The following is an 18,317-nucleotide window of genomic DNA, read 5'->3' on the forward strand; positions in this document are numbered from 1 at the left end:
TAATTTAAGTGATTTGTATTGCATTATGTTAAGTATAGACGCTCTCAAGTTATGCAGATCGTCGGTAAATCTGTCATTTACACTTTCATCTACACTGAGATTGATTTATCTTCTCATTGTTAAGACAGCGCTATTTTTCCTCGATTCATTTGTAAGACACCGACCAAATAGTGGACGTTAGTCATCTACATTTGGTTTTTAGTATTTATAGTGGGTAAGTAAACGTAACATGACTAAATTTCAATGGTATCGACTAAACTCAATCTAAAAACCATAACAGGATTAGGAAAAAGTATCTTTAATTACTTGCCTAACCTACTCCCGGTCGCGGCGATTTTCCTGTTAGCATTTATGTTCTCGGTTTTAGACAACTATTACCAGACTCAACGTGCCGTTGAGCGAGATGGTGTCGATATCGTTAACTCATTAGACGGATACATTGATAAGGTCGCCAGCGAGCTCTATTTGCTCAACGGAAAACTGACCAACCGCTGTTCAACGCAAGACAAATTAACCTTACGCGCGCACGCATTCCATTCAGAGTTTCTTAAAGAAGTAGGAATGTTTCAAGATGGACAGGTGTTTTGCACCAGCAACGAAGGACCAAGCCAAATTGCGCTTTCCGAGGGGGTTCCCAATCGCATTGCCAAATCGGAAAACCATATCACTATTTCGATTGGCGAATCAGATAGCCATATTTATACCTTCTTCATCTATGCTTCAATCGACGATAACTTCGGCTTGAATGCGCTATTGCCACCTGAGCGATTAACGGATCTTATTGCGCCTTTTCTCGACGCTCGAGAGTATCAGTACACATTAACCATTCTCGACTACGAACAGAGTAACACTTATCAAAATGATGTCCCTTATGATGAGAGATTCGCATTTAGCTCCAAGCTCTACCCATTCAAAATAGAGTTGCACCCAACTCTTGGCACCTATCGTTATCACTATTTGGCTAACCTATGGCAAGCCATTCTGTTTGCCTCTGCATGCTCTTTGCTCTACCTCATTATTGGCTATCATCTATTAGCTAAGCGTTCAATTGAACATACCTTGCTGAACGCGATTAGCAATGATGAAATCGAGCTTTACCTGCAACCTATTGTTGATCTCAACAATAACGTGGTGGTTGGCAGCGAAGCCTTGGTGAGATGGAATCACCCAACGCAGGGACATATCTCACCTGAGATCTTTATTCCGCTTGCGGAAAAACTGGGGGTGATCGATACCCTAACAGAGAAAATGCTCTCCATGGTGGTACGATTCCTTGAGCAAAACCCTCACTATCAGGAAACAAAGTACGTTAGCGTCAACGTAAGCCGTGTATCGCTTGTTAATAAACATTTTCTCAATCACCTAAGAAAATTCGCTAAACGCTACCCTAAACTGATTGATAGCATCTTGCTGGAAGTGACTGAAAATATTGATTTTGACCAACAACAGCTCACGATTGCTCTCGATAATCTCAACCAAATCCAAGCGCTAGGCTTTAAGCTCGCCATTGATGATTTTGGTACTGGATACTCTGGTTTGAACTTTATTCGCCTCCACCCTTTTCAGGTAATGAAGATCGATCAAGTATTTATCAAGAGTTTGCATTCAGAGTCGAGCATTACTCCTGTGCTCGTCTCGATGATTCAGCTTGCTAAAGAATTAAATATGAAGGTGATCGCTGAAGGCGTTGAGACCGAGCAGCAAATTGAGCTGCTGAGAAAACTCGGCGTCAGTTATATCCAAGGTTACTATTACTCTTACCCTGTCAAACCGGAAGCGTTGCTAAAGCTGAGCGAGAGCAATCGCTATGCGCAGACCGCCAACCTTACCGCCTAGCAAAAAGCCAACCCGAAGGTTGGCTTTCTTTATTTGGTAAAAGTGTCGTTCTAAGGCACACCGTGACCTTTAGATGCCACCCACACTCGATACCATTGCTCACGTGTTAGCTCAATCGCCAGTGAGTTGATCGCGCTTTCTACGCGTTCAATTTTACCTGAACCAACAATAGGCAGTGGTTTCGATGGTAGCTTACGTACCCAAGCGTAAATCACTTCATCAATTGACTTAGCGCCCACTTCCTTGCGGATCAACTCAAGCTCATCGCGCACACGCTTAGCCTGAGCGGTTTCACCCGTAAAGATTGCACCGCCACCCAAGCATGACCATGCCATAGGGCGAATGCGGGCTTTTTGCATCTGATCCAATGTACCGTCATGGGCAACTTCAAAGTTGAGTGGATTGATTTCGACTTGATTCGTCACTAACGGTTTGTGTACACGATCTTGCAATAAATCAAACTGACTAGGGCTAAAATTTGAAACCCCAAAGTGTTTCACTTTGCCGACTTTATGCAGTTCTGCGAACGCTTCCGCCACTTCATCTGCATCCATCAATACATCAGGACGGTGAATCAAGAGCAAATCGATTTGCTCAACGCCTAAACGGCTAAGTGAGTTGTTCACCGATTCATAAATATGCGCAGCACTGGTGTCATAATGGTTCACCTTGCGATCAGGGAACTTATCACCACACAGCTTAATATCACATTTGGTGACAATCTCAATCTGTTCACGCACTGATGGATCAAGCTTTAGCGCTTCGCCAAACAGTTGTTCACATTCATAGTTGCCATAAATATCAGCGTGATCGACCGTGGTAATACCCAGATCAATATGCTGCTTCAAAAATGTGAGACGCTGCTGAGGTGTCATCCCCCATTCTGCTAAACGCCAATAGCCTTGCACTAACTCAGACAAATCTGGACCTTGTGGCCCAACAGTCACTTTAGACACCATGTCTTACCCTCCTAAATAATCTGAACTTAGGCTATGCCGGAATAGATAAGCACTCAATATGCAAAAGGTGACGAAGTGTAAACGAGTGCTAGATTTGAGCGACTACGCACACTCCAGATCATTTCATTCGCCGCACTCAAAATTACATGCTAGACCAATCTGAACGCTTTTTATTCATCACGGTTAAGTTTAGAACACATAACCCTACAAATATAATGGAAATAAAAAAGGCCCCTAAATAGGAGCCTTCAAGATTGATTCGTTTTACTTGCCAGCGCGACGCGCTTTAACAGCTTCAGCCAGTTGCTTTAGTGCCGCTTCAGTATCAGCCCAACCAATGCATGCATCAGTAATTGATTGACCATAAGTCGGTGCCTGCCCATCAACAAGATCTTGGCGTCCTTCCACTAGGTGAGACTCAATCATCACGCCAAATACTGCGTCTTCTCCACCGGCAATTTGCTTAGCAACATCTTCACACACCACCATTTGACGTTGGTACTGTTTAGAGCTGTTCGCATGACTAAAGTCGATCATCACTTTTTGCGGTAAGCCTGACGCTTCAAGCTCCTGTTTGATAGCACTAACATGCTCCGCGCTGTAGTTTGGCTCTTTACCACCACGAAGAATAATGTGGCAATCTGGGTTACCACCAGTTTCAATAATCGCGGAGTGGCCAAATTTAGTCACGGAAAGAAAATGGTGTGATGCACTCGCAGAGCGGATGGCGTCAGAGGCAATCTTGATATTGCCATCAGTGCCGTTTTTAAAACCAACAGGACAAGATAAACCAGATGATAATTCACGGTGCACTTGTGATTCGGTAGTACGAGCCCCGATCGCACCCCAACTGATTAGATCAGCAACGTACTGAGGCGTGATCATATCGAGAAACTCACTCGCCGTTGGCATGCCTAGATCCGTCAAATCAAGCAGCAACTTGCGTGCGGTACGCAAACCGTCATTAATCTTAAAAGTGTCGTTTAGGTAAGGGTCATTAATCAGCCCCTTCCAACCAACGGTAGTGCGTGGTTTTTCAAAATAGACACGCATCACGATTTCAAGCTCCTCGCCTAGCTCGTCTCGCAGTACTTTTAGCTTCTTGCCATACTCCAACGCAGCTTGAGGATCATGGATAGAACATGGGCCGACAATCGCTAAAACTCGGTCATCTTTATCGTGCAAAATGTCTGAAATTGCTTTGCGCGAGCGAAATGTGGTTGAAGACGCGATTTCTGACGCCGGAAACTTCTCTAAAACGGCAATTGGTGGGAGTAATTCTTTTACTTTATTAATTCGTACATCATCGGTTTGAAACATCGCAACTTCTTCCTGTTATTCGGCAGCATCGACGTGTACTCAACTTGAGTCCGCGTGCCTACCTGTATTTATCCTGTCCCTAGTAACTTATCCGCCCAAATAGATGCTTGCAACCATTATTTTTTACAAAAGGCAATATTTCACTAATTTTAACCAACAAGGAATACTGTAAATTATTTATTACACGCGTAAATTTTTACCGTTTTTTCATATTAAGCAAAGAAAATATCGATTAATAATCAAGAGGATATAAAACCACCACTACGTATAAAGTTTGCTACACCTGCAGAAATTTCGTGAAAATATCATGCAAATGCATCGACTAAAGTGGTGAGTTTTGAAATAGAGAACGTGCGGTGGACACGGTGTCAAATCACAGAAACGACATCTCGCTTTTGAATCGGTTAAATCCCTTTTCGGTACAAGTAGAGACGATAGAGGAAACCACCGACAAGTAACCCGACGACGTTGATCGAGAGATCAAGCCATGAAAACTCACGATGAGGAATAAAGGCTTGCATAAATTCATCAACAACAACTAAAAATAGGATTAATGCGAGCAAGGGAGCGGCGCAAAAGCGTCGATAGTAAAAATAATCAACCGGTGTAGCCCAGTGCGCAGTAAACCCGAGCACCAAAGCAAAAATGGCATGCAGAGCCCAGTCTCCACCAAGCATCTGTTCAATACTCACTACCACGTCTGAGTAGTAGTTCAGCGACTTTGCTAATGATGCACAACCTGCAACCACAGCGATGAGCAACAACAAAATTGCACGAAAATTAATGATTAAATAGGCACTATGCATATCAAACTACGATTCACCGTCCACTCCTTGGAAGCGCAACAGCATACGTGACTTGTCGCGTAGTGAAAAGACACCCCCTGTTATTTTTGTGTTTAAATTTGAGACAAACCGACTATCCCCAGTAGTGGTCACCAAGCAACAACAAAAACAGTAACATCAAATGGTAAATGGAAAACTTAAAGGTCTCTATCGCGGTTTTTTCATTAGGATTGAATTTCAGCTTCCATGCATAAGCTATAAAACCAGCGCTTAAAAACGTCGAGCCGACCCAATATAGGGTGCCAGACATGCCAACTAACGCAGGTAGTAAACAGATAATCGCCAGCAAAACCGTATAAAGCAAGATTGATGTTTTTGTGTATTCTTCACCGTGTGTCACTGGCAACATAGGAATATCCGCTTTGGCATAATCTGCCTTACGATGAATGGCAAGCGCCCAAAAGTGAGGAGGTGTCCAAATAAAGATGATCATCACCAATAGCCAAGCATTGCCGTGAAGTTCACCAGTTACTGAAGTCCACCCAAGCAAAGGAGGCATAGCGCCAGCGATTCCTGCGATAACAATGTTTTGGGGCGTCGCCCGCTTGAGATACATGGTATAAACCACCGCATAACCGAGCAAACTGGCGAACGTCAACCAAGCGGTGAGAGCGTTAACACCCAAAATCAGAATGGCAAACCCCAATAAACCAATCGAGGTCGCAAATAGCATAACGCGACTCGGTGCCAGTTCTCCACAAGGTAGAGGGCGACGGTGAGTACGAAACATAATTGCATCAATACGACGGTCAATCAGATGATTGAATGCCGCTGCCGATCCCGCCATTAATCCGATCCCCAACATACCGAGAACGGTTTGTTGCAGCGGCAATGCTCCAGGAACAGCCAAACACATACCGACCAGCGCAGTTAACAGCATTAAAGCGACGACTTTAGGTTTGGTCAGCGTAAGGTAACTACGCCATATTGAGCGTTCTTGGCGCAACTCTGCGGTCAACGTTTTACTCATAATAGGCCTCCTTGCCCATGGTGCGCAAAGCATGAGATCGACTCTCTGCAGCACTTAGCCAAAGCAGATGATTGACATAAAGGGTGTTAATTAAAAGCAGTGCAGCAACTAAGTTGTGCGCCACCGCGACAGCCAAAGGCAAACCGAACGAAACATTGCTGATACCCAAGCCAATTTGCGTCACAAGTAGCAGGGTTAACGAGATTGACTGACGGCGATAGCGCCCTTGATTCTGTCGCCACAATTGCACAATCAATATGAGGAAAATCCCACTGGTAATGATTGCTCCAACTCGATGAGAGACATGAATCGTCATCCGAGCGCCATAGTCTAAAGTCCCAAACTCGTAGCTATCTCGCTCAGGTTGGATAAGACGAAAGGCGGTTTCAAAGTCTAAATATCCCTGCCAATTTCCCTGACAAATTGGCAACTCAGTACACATTAGCGCCGCATAATTAGACGACGTCCAGCCACCCAATGCTATCTGTAGTGTCAGCGCAGCGAAGGCAATCAATGCCAACGTTCTTAACCCAACACTGGCTCTATTGAGCAACGAATTTTGGTTTGAGTGGCTAACTCGCCAATAGAGCAGAGCCAGTAAACTGAACAGAGTGAAGCCGCCCAATAAATGCCCCATCACCACGACTGGCATCAGTTTCATGGTTACCGTCCACATTCCCAGTAAAGCTTGGAAAATCACCACAAAAGAGACGGAAAGCGGTAACAACTTGCCAAACTGCTTCTGTTTTAACGCCAACGCTGTAATAGCAAATACCAGCAATCCCAAGCTACCCGCGAAATAACGATGGATCATCTCTAACCAAGCTTTATCAGCTTCAACCACTAAATCTGGATAGAGCAAGTTCGCTTTCGCCAACTCTGCTTGACTCGAAGGCACATCAAGTTGCCCATAGCACCCCGGCCAATCAGGGCATCCAAGTCCGGCATCAGCTAAGCGGGTATAGGCCCCCAGCAAGATCACGCAAAATGTCATGACGAGTGTCAACTGCAACAAGCGTTTCAGCATCATTTTGCCTCCCTACCCAACACGAGACAGTTTCAATAGTTTACGCAGATCAGAGAGCAAGCCTTTGTTTTGCTTAATCAATCTCTGCTGGGACTCGACCTGCGGATAGCGCATCACCAACTGTCCGAGCGGGTCGACAATCACGTACTCCGATTGATGAACAACATCCGTAAATGAAGCGTTGATACGAACAACATCAAGCCCAATATCACCCACAACTTCTGGGTCACTGTTACCATCAATCAACACCACGGGGACAACTCGCTGTTGATACTTTCCTAATGCAATATGCGTTTGCTGAAGATAGTGAATCTGCTGTTGGCACAAGGCGTGACAGCTTTGCGGAACTAAGTACCCTAGTTGCCATTTTTCACCTTGATACGGGTTGTCTAGCCCCAATGTTTGCATAGTTAACGTTGGCGTGATTAGCTCGCCTTTATTGGTTACCCCCGAGTTATACCAATGCTGGGAAAGTACCAATTTTGCCAAGATAGCAGGCAGGGCGAACACCGTAATTAACGCCAGCAGTTTTAACCGACTGCGAGTAAGGGTTTGGTTCATAGACTCTCCTTAGTCGAACTGATCATTGCACGGCGTAGCCAAATCACGCCAATCACGGCTAGGGCCAAGGCCATTGCAAACCATTGCACCGCGTATCCAGTGTGTTTTTCCGCCCCCATAGGAATCGGCTGCCAAGGCTGTGGATATCGCCAGTTCGCCACCAAGGGTTGCAATACATAGCTCTCTAGTGGCAATTGCCAATAACTCGCAAGTTGTTCTAGGTTTAAGTTTTGTATCCGTCGCGGCTGAGTCTCTTCTATCATCAATTGATCACTCAACGGATTGGCCGAGCGTCGATAGAGCCTAACCTCTCCCACATATTGGCGGCTTAACCATTCAATCACCGGCAGGTCAGTGCGTGCTGCGAGAGCTTTCGAAAAGCCCATTTCAAACAGGAAGTACTTACTATCGCTTGAGCGCATAAGCTGGAGCGCTAGATAACCCACTTCCCCGTTGTACGTTTGGTTATCTAGCAACAGATAATAGCCAGCTATTGGTGTGAGATTAGCCAAAGCGACCGTTCCATTGAGGTTGCCTACAAACTCTATACTGCCAAGGCTCTGAAGCGGTTTTTGCTGATTATTCTCTAGTTCAACTTGCAGTTGATGTTTATGGCTTGCGCGGTCAAGTTGCCACATCCCTAGGTTGACCAATATCGAAATAGCGACCAAGGTTAGTAACAGGGCGAGCCAAAACAACGGCTGTTTGGTTAAACGAGAAAAGGAACACACTATGGTTTTCATTTTCAAGTCAGTGCTGGTTTTACTACTACTCTTTATCATTGCTAACCTCGCCAAAGCGCTGATCGAGATGGTAAAAGGCCCAAACGATGCAGAAGAATCCGAAGACCAGCCGCCAATGAGTCACTACCTTGGCAAACGTGTCATCCTCTCCGCGCTTGCCGTCATATTGATGCTTGTCGCACTCCTTAGTGGATTTATAGAACCCAATTCTCGGCCTTTTTAGGACGCTTTCATTGCCTAACTAAAGCCTCTAACTAAAGCACATAAACAAACACAAACAGACACAGCCAAACCACGTCAACAAAGTGCCAATACCAACTCCCCGCCTGAAACGCGAAGTGGTCTTTAGGTGTAAAGTGATCCTTCGCAATTCTTCCTAGCAGCACGATGAGAAATACGGTTCCTAGCAACACGTGTAAGCCATGAAATCCCGTGAGCATAAAAAAGGTGTTGCCATAAACGCCAGACTGTAAAGTGAGTCCTAAGTCTTGATACGCATGGATATATTCAACGCCTTGGTAATAAAGAAAGAATGCCGCTAGTACGATGGTGATTTCCAACCAAACAATCAGCGCCATACGCTTATTCTTTTCTAAGCTGGTATGAGCCATGTGCAATGTAATCGACGACAGCAGCAAAATAATGGTATTGGTTAACGGTATCCCCTGCCACCCCATCGCTGTGGTTGTTTGTCCACTAGGTGTGGTTGTTAACGGCCAGATTGCTTCAAAGGCAGGCCAAAGAACCTCATGGGTCATCACATTGTTATCAGCACCGCCCAGCCAAGGCACCGATATCATGCGCGTGTAAAATAGAGCACCGAAAAACGCGCCAAAGAACATCACCTCAGAAAAGATAAACCAACTCATGCCTTGACGAAATGAACGCGCAATCTGCTCCGAGTAGAGCCCATCCATTGATTCGCTCACCACATTAGATAGCCAACCTGCGAGCATATAGAGTAGAAACAAAAAGCCTGCACCAAGAACTATCTTTGAAAAGACACTCGCGCTTCCTCCTTCTGCCATCGTTTGCACGGTTAAACCCGCTCCCAGAGCGACTAAAAAGAGAGCAATAGCGCCTACAATTGGCCAACTGCTTTGTGCCGGAACATAGTAGGATTGATGCTTGGAACTCATGGGGTTGCTCCTTCCTGTTTGATTGCCGGCTGAGGTTGTATTTGAGCCGTCGAAATTGGTTCAGAAACAGTATCGGTAATGTCGTAAAGGGTGTAAGAAAGTGTCAATGTATGAATGGAGTCTGGTATGTCGCGCTCGATATAAAAGATCAACGGCATTTCCGCGTGTCCCTGTGCCACGAGCGGCTGTTTGTTGAAACAAAAACACTCAACTTTATTGAAGTAACTAGCGCCAAGACCAGGCGAGACAGAGGGTACAGCCTGACCAACTATCGTATGGTTGGCGCGGTTGTAGGCGAGATAGGCTGTCTGAATTACTTCACCAGGGTGCACCTCCATTGAAGCGACTTGCGGCTTAAAATCCCACGCCATCGAGGGGTTGGGATGGGCAATAAATTCAACTTTAATCGTGCGCGTTTTGTCTGGTGTAAGCGCAGTTGGCTGCTCTACCGCCTCGGAGCTGGTTTTGCCATTAATACCAAGCGCTTCACACATGATGTCGTATATCGGAACCAGAGCAAAACCAAAACCGAACATCGCCACCGTGGCGCCGAGCAGTTTCAGCGTCAGTTTGCGGTTCGCTGCTTGCTTGTTGTTTTCAATATCGTCCTGCATTTTCCACCACCTTTAATCGACTTTGGGCGGTGTAGAAAAAGTATGATGAGGAGCGGGGCTTGGAACCGTCCACTCTAGCCCTTCAGCACGTTCCCAAGGTTTCGCCGAGGCTTTTTCTCCCCCTCTGATACACTTGATCACTAGCCACAAAAAGATCAATTGTGACAACCCAAAAGCAAAGCCACCAATGGACACTATCTGGTTGATATCAGCGAACTGAATCGCATAGTCGGGAATACGTCGCGGCATACCCGCTAAACCTAAGAAATGCATCGGGAAGAACAGCACATTGACCGAAATAATCGAGCACCAAAAATGCCAGAGACTCAACTTATGGTCATACATATTGCCCGTCCATTTTGGCAACCAGTAGTAAGCCGCCGCCATAATAGAAAACACCGCACCTGAAACCAGTACGTAATGGAAATGAGCCACCACAAAATAGGTGTCATGGTATTGAAAATCCGCAGGGACAATCGCTAGCATCAAACCTGAAAAACCACCGATGGTGAACAGGACGATAAACGCAATAGCAAACAGCATGGGTGTTTCAAATGTCATCGCACCGCGCCACATGGTTGCTACCCAGTTAAACACTTTTACCCCAGTTGGCACTGCGATTAGCATTGTGCAGTACATAAAGAAGAGTTCAGCAAAGACTGGCATACCCGTAGTAAACATATGGTGCGCCCAAACTAAAAACGATAACAGGGCGATACTACAAGTGGCGTACACCATCGAGTGGTAACCAAAAAGCTTCTTGCCGCTAAAGGCTGGAATAATGGCCGATATGATACCGAATGAGGGCAAAATCATGATGTACACTTCTGGGTGACCAAAGAACCAGAAAATGTGTTGGAACATCACCGGGTCACCGCCACCAGCCGCATCGAAAAAGGAGGTTCCAAAGTACTTGTCTGTTAGCACCATGGTGACCGCACCGGCTAATACTGGCATCACTGCTATCAGTAGAAATGCGGTGATTAACCACGTCCAAACGAACATCGGCATTTTAAACCAAGTCATTCCGGGCGCACGCATATTGACGATAGTCACGATGACATTGATCGCCCCCATAATCGAACTAATACCCATGATATGGACAGAGAAAACGAATAATGCGGTGCTATCAGGGCCATAGGTAGTCGAGAGTGGAGCATAGAAGGTCCAACCAAAATCTGGCCCACCTCCCTCCGTAAACAGTGAAGCAAGCAAAATGGCGAAAGCAAACGGCAAGATCCAAAAGCTTAAGTTATTCATGCGAGGCAACGCCATATCTGGTGCACCAATCATCATTGGAATCATCCAGTTAGCTAACCCTGTAAAGGCAGGCATTACCGCGCCAAACACCATAATTAAGCCATGAACCGTGGTCATTTGATTGAAAAACTGCGGGTCAACGAGTTGTAAACCTGGCTGAAACAGCTCGGCACGAATGATCATCGCCATCGCGCCTCCGGTAAGGAACATAATAAAGCTGAACCACAAATAGAGTGTGCCGATATCTTTGTGGTTCGTTGAATACAACCATCGAGCAAGCCCTTTTGGCGCATGATGCTCGTCATGATCAATCGCAATTGTTGAGTTTGCTCGGCTTAGATCAGCATCGGTCACTGGCGATGACTTTTGGTTGTCAGGAGTCGATGGTTTCATAGTTCCTCCTTGTTACCTTGCGCCTGCATGGTAAAGGCGTTGATATCAGATGCCTGAACGACATCACCGGTGTTATTCTCAAAAGCGTTGCGTTGGTAGGTAATCACGGCGGCTATCTCTTGCTCGGTTAACTGGTTGGCAAAAGCCTGCATTGCCGTCCCTGCTTGACCATTGACGATAATATCGATGTGCTGATCAATCGCTCCGGTCGCGATGGCACTACCTTTAATTGCAGGGAAAGCGCCGGGAATCCCTTCACCATTAGCTTGGTGGCAAACGGAACATCGCTCGGTGTAAATCTTTTCGCCTATTTGCATTAACTCTTCCAAGCTAAGCTCATTGCTCAGAGCGGCGGCGGCTTGCTGTTTCGCCAAAGCTAGTTGCGCCTTTTTGTCGGCTAACCATGTGTCGTAATCCGCTTCCGTCATCGCGTGAACCACGATTGGCATAAAGCCATGTGCTCGCCCACACAGTTCTGCACATTGGCCGCGATAGACACCCGGCTGATCGATTTTTGTCCATGCTTCGTTAATAAATCCGGGGATGGTGTCTTTTTTAACCGCAAAATCTGGTACCCACCAGGAATGGATAACATCGTCAGAAGTGAGCAGAAAACGGATTTTGCGATTAATCGGCAGCACTAGTGGGTTATCTACTTCCAATAGGTAATGCGCCCCTTTGGCCTCGATGCCATCGATTTGATTTTGCGTAGTGGCAAGCAGACTGAAAAACTCCACGTCCTGCTCAAAGTAGCTGTAGTGCCATTTCCACTGCGAGCCAGTGATCTTCACGGTGAGATCCGATTGAGAGGTGTCTTCCATGGCAACCAAAGTTTTGGTTGCAGGAATCGCCATCGCAATCAGAATAATGATCGGGATGACAGTCCAGATAATCTCAACTTTGGTGCTCTCATGAAAATGTGCGGCGACCGCACCCTTGGATTTACGGTGCTTGTAAATGGAATAGAACATCGCACCAAACACGACTAACGCAATGGCACAACAGATATAAAAGATGAGCATATGGAGGTGATATACCTCTGAGCTAATCTGCGTAACCCCTTGAGTCATGTTAAGTGCGCTCTCTTGCGCAAGACTGTTTGTTGACCAAGTGACGGCGAAAACTTCCAATGTCAGCCAAACCGATAGTGGTATTCTTTTCAAAAGACCTCTCCTCTTTGTCTCCGCACTCTTCCGAGTAGCCAAAAACCAAGGGTTCAATCACTTTTACGCAGAACACCCGATATACAATCACATTCCTTGCGATATCGCGTCATCCATGCGCTTCGTATCTGGATTTTCAAGTCGACTAGGTAGTAATGACTCGAATGGGCTAACCTAAAACTAACGCAAAATGTTATATTTATGTTAATTAAGGCTAGTTAGCGATTTAAAAATGTGCAAGCTGGTGAATGACAAATTAGTTTAGCGATTGCGCTCTCGTAAATGAGAACCACTATCAACTAGTATTTCAATATAACGCCTAAAGTTAGCTGCAATTAAGGGAAACAAGATGAATGAAAAAATGACTCAATGGTTAGCTATTGATCCTGACCCGAAAACTCGTCAAGAGTTGCAAACTCTGATCGAGCAACAACAAACAACGGAGTTAGAAGATCGCTTTCGCTGTCGGCTAGAGTTCGGTACAGCAGGCTTGCGCGGCAAAGTGGGCGCGGGTCCTAATCGTATGAATCGTCTCGTTATTCAGCAAACGGCAACCGGATTAGGTCAATATCTGTTACATCAATTTGACGATGCAAAGCAACGGGGCGTTGTGATTGGCTATGATGGTCGCCCAGATTCAAAGCAATTTGCTCATGACACGGCAGCGGTACTGACCGCTTTGGGCATCAAGGTTTATTTAACCCATGATGTTGCCGCCACTCCAATTGTCGCATTTGGCGTTAGACACCTAAACACCGTGGCAGCCGTTGTCGTCACTGCAAGCCATAACCCACCAGAGTACAATGGTTTCAAAGTCTATTGGGAAAATGGCGCTCAAATTATCCCACCACATGATTCTGGGATTGCGCACCATATCGATATTGCAGCACAGTCTCCACTCGAGTTGCTCTCTGTCGAAGAAGCCGTGGCACTTGATCGCCTCATTTGGTTAGAAGATGATTATTATCAATCATATAGAGACGCAATGAATGCTAATCCTCTATTAAAAAACCACACTAAACCAGACAGTATTGGTATTGCTTACACCGCCATGCATGGCGTTGGGGCTCGTATGGCAGAAACTTTACTCGCGGACGCCGGCTTCAATCAGGTTTACAGTGTAAAAGAGCAACGTGAACCTGATGGTACTTTCCCAACCGTGAACTTCCCTAACCCTGAAGAAGCAGGGGCGATGGATATGGTGGTAGCACTAGCCAAACAGCACCATGCTGATATTGCTTGTGCCAATGACCCTGACGCAGACCGCTTTGCTGTCGCGGTAAGAAAACCCAACGGTGAGTATCAAATGCTCACAGGGGATCAAGTAGGATCATTGTTTGGTCATTACTTACTTTGCCAAACCGAGGCAAGCAATCAGTTAGTGGGCAACACGATTGTCTCTTCAAGCCTGTTGAGTAAAATTGCCAAATCTCACGGAGCGAGTTACTACCAAACCCTTACTGGCTTTAAATGGCTAACCAACGTCGCAATGCAAAAGCAGACGCCACAAAGCCAGTTTTTATTCGCTTATGAAGAAGCTCTCGGCTATACCGTGGGCAATCAAGTATGGGACAAAGATGGTTTATCGGCACTCGTCGCTTTTGCTCAATTGACGGCCGAACTCAAAAGCCAAGGTAAGACCATTTGGGATCAACTCGAACATCTCTATCGTCAGCATGGTATGTATGTCAATGCTCAGCGTAGTATTGCCCTAGCACCTAACACGCCTGCAGTAGGAGAAAAACTTCGAGCGAACCCGCCAACTGCAATCGCAGGTCGAACCGTTGAATGTATTGATGATCTTAAAGCCTTAGAAAAGACCTTTGCTGATGGTACAACTGAAAAGATCGACCTTCCTCCAAGCGATGTGCTTATCTATCACCTCTCTGGCGGTGCTCGAGTGATTGTTCGCCCTTCAGGCACTGAACCTAAACTTAAGTGTTACTACGAAGTGGTTGAGCCATTTGCCGAACAGGAAGCGTTCCAAACAGCACAAGATAAAGCGCAGCTGGCAATGGATATGCTGATTGCTGAGCATCAACATATGATTTGACCGAATCGGCAATAACAACCTTTGCATAAGTAACCAATTAAGCGGGCATTTTGTCCGCTTAATCAGTTTACAGGCAAAATATACCACGCTTGCTATGCTCTATTTATTGGCTCGTCCATTATGCTAACGATGCCATTTAAATGGACAATCTGAATAACAGAGGCAAGGATGATTAAGACTTTAGCTATTTTTGCGCTTGGTGTGGCGACCAATGTGTATGCCTACGGTGATATTCACAATATCGAAAACTGCGCCAAGCTACTACCCGAAGGTCATCAGTACACGGTTTCCATTCAGGTTTCCGTCGATAAAACACAAACACCCAGCCTTTTTAAAGGGGATTTCTCTGTTGACGGCAACGTAGACCAAGCGCAACAGTTTGATATTGAACCGTTTGTCGAGTGCGTTGGCCCTCTTATTAAAGTAGAAGTAGAACCAATCAGTGAAGAAGAACAACTAGAGGCTCTTAAGCCACTCTTTCAAGGTATTGTTTATTAAGCTTCCCCAAACACCTTAAGGTTGCTTGGGGATATAAAAAGGCCAGCTTATCGCTGGCCTAATATCTTATCAATCTCGACTAAGCACTGAAGAAAGAGCTTAGCATCCAAATCGCTAAGATTAGGAAAATCGCACCCATAAACTTATGCTGGTAGTTTCTAAACTTAGCATTCTCTAGTAAGCCTTTGCCTAAAGTACCCACTAGCGCAACCAATACTAGGTTGAACAACAAACCAAGAACGTTAAGCAGTAAACCTAAGGCTAGCATTTGCTCTCCTGAGCTTGCTTCAATATTACTTGAGACAAACTGAGGCAAAAACATCACAAAAAAGACCAGCGCTTTAGGGTTTAGTAAGTTGGTGATCAACGCTCGCTGATAGAAGGTTGTCGCCATCTTGTTCTGCTTATCCAGTTCAGGAGCGTCTGCCGCTTGAGAGCGCACACAATCCCAACCCATTTTAAGCAAATATGCACCACCTAAAAGGTGCAGTGCTTTCAGAGCTAAAGGACTCATAGCGATCAATGCTGAGACACCGAGCGCTGCTAAGAAAGTCAAAATGATGCCCGATGTTGCATTACCTAAACTTGCAAAAACGCCAACACGGCGCCCGTAGCTCATACTAGAGCTCGCGATCAGCAACATATCAGGGCCTGGTAGCAGCAATAGCGCCACCACTGCCGTGAGATACAACGGCAGAATAGAGATATCGATCATAATTATAAATTGTTCGGAATAGGACGGAGCGCATTTTATATTGCAAAGTATTTTAGATCTAGCCAATACGACCAATCATTAATCAAAAATTAGATTATATGACACTAGTGGAGCACTCTACTTCGGGCTCAGTGATAAGGTGAAAATCAAATTTCATGTTATGTTGAACATCAATACAGCAATTTTGTACAAAAACTCTTCCTCAGTTTGAACTACGCTATGCTGTGACAAGGATCGAAGAGGGCAATACTCATGGGACAAGAGAGATTTAAGGAGGGGGCAATATTTCAAACAGCCAACGAGCTGGGTGGTTTAGAGTTTTTGACTGCCAAATATAAAACCCACAACTTCTCACGTCATAGCCATGAAGGTTTTACTATCGGTGTGATTGAGAAAGGTGCACAGCGCTTTTTCCGTAACGGTGGCGATCATGTTGCTCCTCAAGACAGCATCATTTTAGTTAATGCCGACCAAGTTCATAACGGGCAAAGTGCCACTGAGGATGGATGGGAATACAAAGCTATGTACCCGCTACCCGAGCAATTTGCCTCTCTGACACAAGGTATTAGCAACGAACCTACTATTCCTTATTTCCCAGAACCTGTGGTTTATGATCCTGAAATGGCGCAGCAACTAAGGTTGGTGTTCAATACCCTAGAAAACTCTTCCAACCGCTTATTACGAGAGACATTAGTTTACGGTACATTGGTGAAGTTAATGGCTCGCCATGGCAAGAAGCGACGTGAGTATGAGCCCAACTCACGCAGTAAAAAGCAGCTACTGGTGGCCAAGGAGTTTCTGGATGATTTTCCGCAAGCCGATGTCTCATTGGAAGAACTGGCGAAACTTGCCAACCTTAGCCCTTATCATTTTGCTCGCGCGTTTCAAAAGGAGTTTGGTTTCCCACCCCATGCCTATCAGGTGCAATCGCGGCTTCGTTATGCGCTTCGCTTGATGAAGCAAGGTCGAACGCTATCTGACGTCGCTCAAGAGTCTGGTTTTCACGATCAAAGTCATCTGCATCGTCATTTTAAACGAGCAATGGGCGTTACACCGAAGCAATACGTGAAATCACTGACAAATAAAGAGCAATTTTATCCAATTTCCTCTTCCTGAATTATGGCGAAATAACCTCAGCCCTTATCAAAAACGTGAATGCTGGGCTATCAGAACTCTCACATTTAGGAAGGATCAATGAACACAGATGTCCAAATAATGCCAAATCGATACACACTGTTTATGCAAGGAAGCATAGCCATGGTTCCGCTCAGTATTGCTGTTATACCTTGGGGGTTGTTAGCCGGTTCCTATGCCATTGAATCGGGTTTAAGCCCTCTTGAGAGCCAAGCACTCTCCGCTATTTTGTTTGCGGGCTCGGCGCAGTTAGTGGCGACAGGGATGATCAAGGCGGGCGTAGGGCTCACGACCTTGCTACTCACCACGCTATTTATTACCTCGCGCCACTTTTTATATAGTGTCTCGATGCGTGACCGAATAGGCCCGTTGCCACTGCGTTGGAGACTCGCATTAGGCTATCTACTAACGGACGAATTGTTTGCTATTTGTGGAAACCAATCCAAACAGAGATTTGAACCTTGGTATGCGCTAGGTGCAGGGTTGAGTTTTTACATCTGCTGGAACATCGCGACATTTGTTGGCATTGTCGCGGGCAGTTACATCCCTGCTCTCAATGAACTCGGACTTGAGTTTGCCGTGGCAGCCACCTTTATCGCGTTGGTGATACCCAATATTAAAGATTCCCCGACCTTGATGGCAGTCACCGTCGCGTTGGTACTGTCTGTCACGTTTAATCTGATGAAAGTTGAGGGCGCGCTTATGATTGCGAGCTTAGGAGGCATGCTTGCAGGTTATCTCGTCGACACCATATTAAGGAAAAAACAATGATTATGTTATCGATTGTGGCAATGGCTGCGTTGGTGTTTTTTAGCCGTTATGTGTTCCTTGAGCCTAAACTACCACTGCGACTCGCGCCCCAAATTCAGAGCATGCTCAGTTACTCAGGACCTGCGGTTTTAACCGCAATTCTTGCGCCGATCGTCTTTGCTCCTGAGGGAGAACTTTGGCTGGCGCCCACCAACCCTTATTTGCTTGCTGCATTGCTGGCAGGCCTGATTATCTATAAAACAGGCAACGTTTTGCTAACTACAATCCTTAGCATGGCCGTTTTTCTGGTACTGAATAATCTGGTTTTCTAGAGTCG

The 18,317-nt window shown here is 45.7% G+C and carries 19 protein-coding genes; 7 read left to right on the forward strand and 12 right to left on the reverse strand.

What is annotated here, in order from left to right:
* Positions 1-243: 243 nt before the first annotated feature.
* Positions 244-1,836, forward strand: coding sequence for an EAL domain-containing protein (locus GZK95_RS20095; protein ID WP_075713744.1), 1,593 nt, complete (start codon positions 244-246; stop codon positions 1,834-1,836).
* A 50-nt stretch (positions 1,837-1,886) separates the two neighbouring features.
* On the opposite strand, the gene GZK95_RS20100 is transcribed toward GZK95_RS20095, so the two are convergent.
* The 7 genes from GZK95_RS20100 to GZK95_RS20130 form a co-directional block, all read right to left on the reverse strand.
* Complete coding sequence (locus GZK95_RS20100) at positions 1,887-2,795, reverse strand: aldo/keto reductase (protein ID WP_075706532.1); 909 nt, start codon at positions 2,793-2,795, stop codon at positions 1,887-1,889.
* Between the two features lie 264 nt (positions 2,796-3,059).
* Entirely contained in the window at positions 3,060-4,115 is a 1,056-nt protein-coding gene (gene aroG, locus GZK95_RS20105; protein ID WP_075706531.1) for a 3-deoxy-7-phosphoheptulonate synthase AroG, read from the reverse strand.
* 404 nt (positions 4,116-4,519) lie between these two features.
* Complete coding sequence (locus GZK95_RS20110) at positions 4,520-4,921, reverse strand: VanZ family protein (RefSeq protein ID WP_075706530.1); 402 nt, start codon at positions 4,919-4,921, stop codon at positions 4,520-4,522.
* A 112-nt stretch (positions 4,922-5,033) separates the two neighbouring features.
* Positions 5,034-5,930: a heme o synthase gene (gene cyoE / locus GZK95_RS20115; protein WP_075716178.1), complete on the reverse strand. Its 897-nt coding sequence runs from the start codon at positions 5,928-5,930 to the stop codon at positions 5,034-5,036.
* Positions 5,923-6,960: a COX15/CtaA family protein gene (locus GZK95_RS20120; protein WP_075716177.1), complete on the reverse strand. Its 1,038-nt coding sequence runs from the start codon at positions 6,958-6,960 to the stop codon at positions 5,923-5,925. The genes cyoE and GZK95_RS20120 overlap by 8 nt, the downstream gene beginning before the upstream one ends.
* A 9-nt stretch (positions 6,961-6,969) precedes the next feature.
* Positions 6,970-7,518: a hypothetical protein gene (locus tag GZK95_RS20125; RefSeq protein WP_075706527.1), complete on the reverse strand. Its 549-nt coding sequence runs from the start codon at positions 7,516-7,518 to the stop codon at positions 6,970-6,972.
* Positions 7,515-8,261: an SURF1 family protein gene (locus GZK95_RS20130; protein WP_075716176.1), complete on the reverse strand. Its 747-nt coding sequence runs from the start codon at positions 8,259-8,261 to the stop codon at positions 7,515-7,517. Before GZK95_RS20130 ends, GZK95_RS20125 begins: the two co-directional genes overlap by 4 nt.
* On the opposite strand from GZK95_RS20130, the gene GZK95_RS20135 reads away from it, so the two are divergent.
* Complete coding sequence (locus GZK95_RS20135; RefSeq protein ID WP_075706525.1) at positions 8,251-8,484, forward strand: DUF2909 domain-containing protein; 234 nt, start codon at positions 8,251-8,253, stop codon at positions 8,482-8,484. The genes GZK95_RS20130 and GZK95_RS20135 overlap by 11 nt on opposite strands.
* Positions 8,485-8,515: 31 nt before the next feature.
* Here GZK95_RS20135 and GZK95_RS20140 read toward each other — a convergent pair whose 3' ends face one another.
* Genes GZK95_RS20140 through coxB form a run of 4 tightly spaced genes read right to left on the reverse strand, consistent with a single transcriptional unit; the run spans position 8,516 to position 12,803 of the window.
* Complete coding sequence (locus tag GZK95_RS20140; protein WP_075716175.1) at positions 8,516-9,400, reverse strand: cytochrome c oxidase subunit 3; 885 nt, start codon at positions 9,398-9,400, stop codon at positions 8,516-8,518.
* Positions 9,397-10,014, reverse strand: coding sequence for a cytochrome c oxidase assembly protein (locus GZK95_RS20145; RefSeq protein WP_075716174.1), 618 nt, complete (start codon positions 10,012-10,014; stop codon positions 9,397-9,399). Before GZK95_RS20145 ends, GZK95_RS20140 begins: the two co-directional genes overlap by 4 nt.
* A gap of 12 nt (positions 10,015-10,026) precedes the next feature.
* Positions 10,027-11,667, reverse strand: coding sequence for a cytochrome c oxidase subunit I (ctaD, locus tag GZK95_RS20150; RefSeq protein ID WP_075706522.1), 1,641 nt, complete (start codon positions 11,665-11,667; stop codon positions 10,027-10,029).
* Positions 11,664-12,803, reverse strand: a complete 1,140-nt coding sequence (gene coxB / locus GZK95_RS20155) for a cytochrome c oxidase subunit II (RefSeq protein WP_435594146.1) — start codon at positions 12,801-12,803, stop codon at positions 11,664-11,666. Before coxB ends, ctaD begins: the two co-directional genes overlap by 4 nt.
* A 376-nt stretch (positions 12,804-13,179) precedes the next feature.
* Here coxB and GZK95_RS20160 point away from each other — a divergent pair, with 376 nt between their 5' ends.
* Both GZK95_RS20160 and GZK95_RS20165 read left to right on the forward strand, forming a co-directional pair.
* Positions 13,180-14,883, forward strand: a complete 1,704-nt coding sequence (locus GZK95_RS20160) for a phospho-sugar mutase (RefSeq protein WP_075716172.1) — start codon at positions 13,180-13,182, stop codon at positions 14,881-14,883.
* A 168-nt stretch (positions 14,884-15,051) separates the two neighbouring features.
* Positions 15,052-15,381, forward strand: a complete 330-nt coding sequence (locus GZK95_RS20165; protein ID WP_075706519.1) for a hypothetical protein — start codon at positions 15,052-15,054, stop codon at positions 15,379-15,381.
* A 79-nt stretch (positions 15,382-15,460) separates the two neighbouring features.
* Here the strand turns inward: GZK95_RS20165 and GZK95_RS20170 are convergent, their stop codons facing one another.
* A complete protein-coding gene (locus tag GZK95_RS20170) occupies positions 15,461-16,096 on the reverse strand; it encodes a LysE family translocator (protein ID WP_075706518.1) in 636 nt (211 codons plus the stop codon).
* Positions 16,097-16,348: 252 nt separating this feature from the next.
* On the opposite strand from GZK95_RS20170, the gene GZK95_RS20175 reads away from it, so the two are divergent.
* From GZK95_RS20175 to GZK95_RS20185, 3 genes are all read left to right on the forward strand, one after another.
* Positions 16,349-17,212 (forward strand): AraC family transcriptional regulator, encoded by an 864-nt coding sequence (locus GZK95_RS20175; RefSeq protein ID WP_075706517.1) that lies wholly within the window; start codon positions 16,349-16,351, stop codon positions 17,210-17,212.
* 78 nt (positions 17,213-17,290) lie between these two features.
* A complete protein-coding gene (locus GZK95_RS20180; protein ID WP_075706516.1) occupies positions 17,291-18,001 on the forward strand; it encodes an AzlC family ABC transporter permease in 711 nt (236 codons plus the stop codon).
* The gene (locus GZK95_RS20185) at positions 17,998-18,312 is read left to right on the forward strand and encodes an AzlD domain-containing protein (RefSeq protein ID WP_075706515.1); all 315 of its coding nucleotides are present in this window, start codon (positions 17,998-18,000) and stop codon (positions 18,310-18,312) included. Before GZK95_RS20180 ends, GZK95_RS20185 begins: the two co-directional genes overlap by 4 nt.
* The last annotated feature ends 5 nt before the right edge of the window (positions 18,313-18,317 follow it).

This window comes from Vibrio panuliri, assembly GCF_009938205.1.
Classification (GTDB): domain Bacteria; phylum Pseudomonadota; class Gammaproteobacteria; order Enterobacterales; family Vibrionaceae; genus Vibrio; species Vibrio panuliri.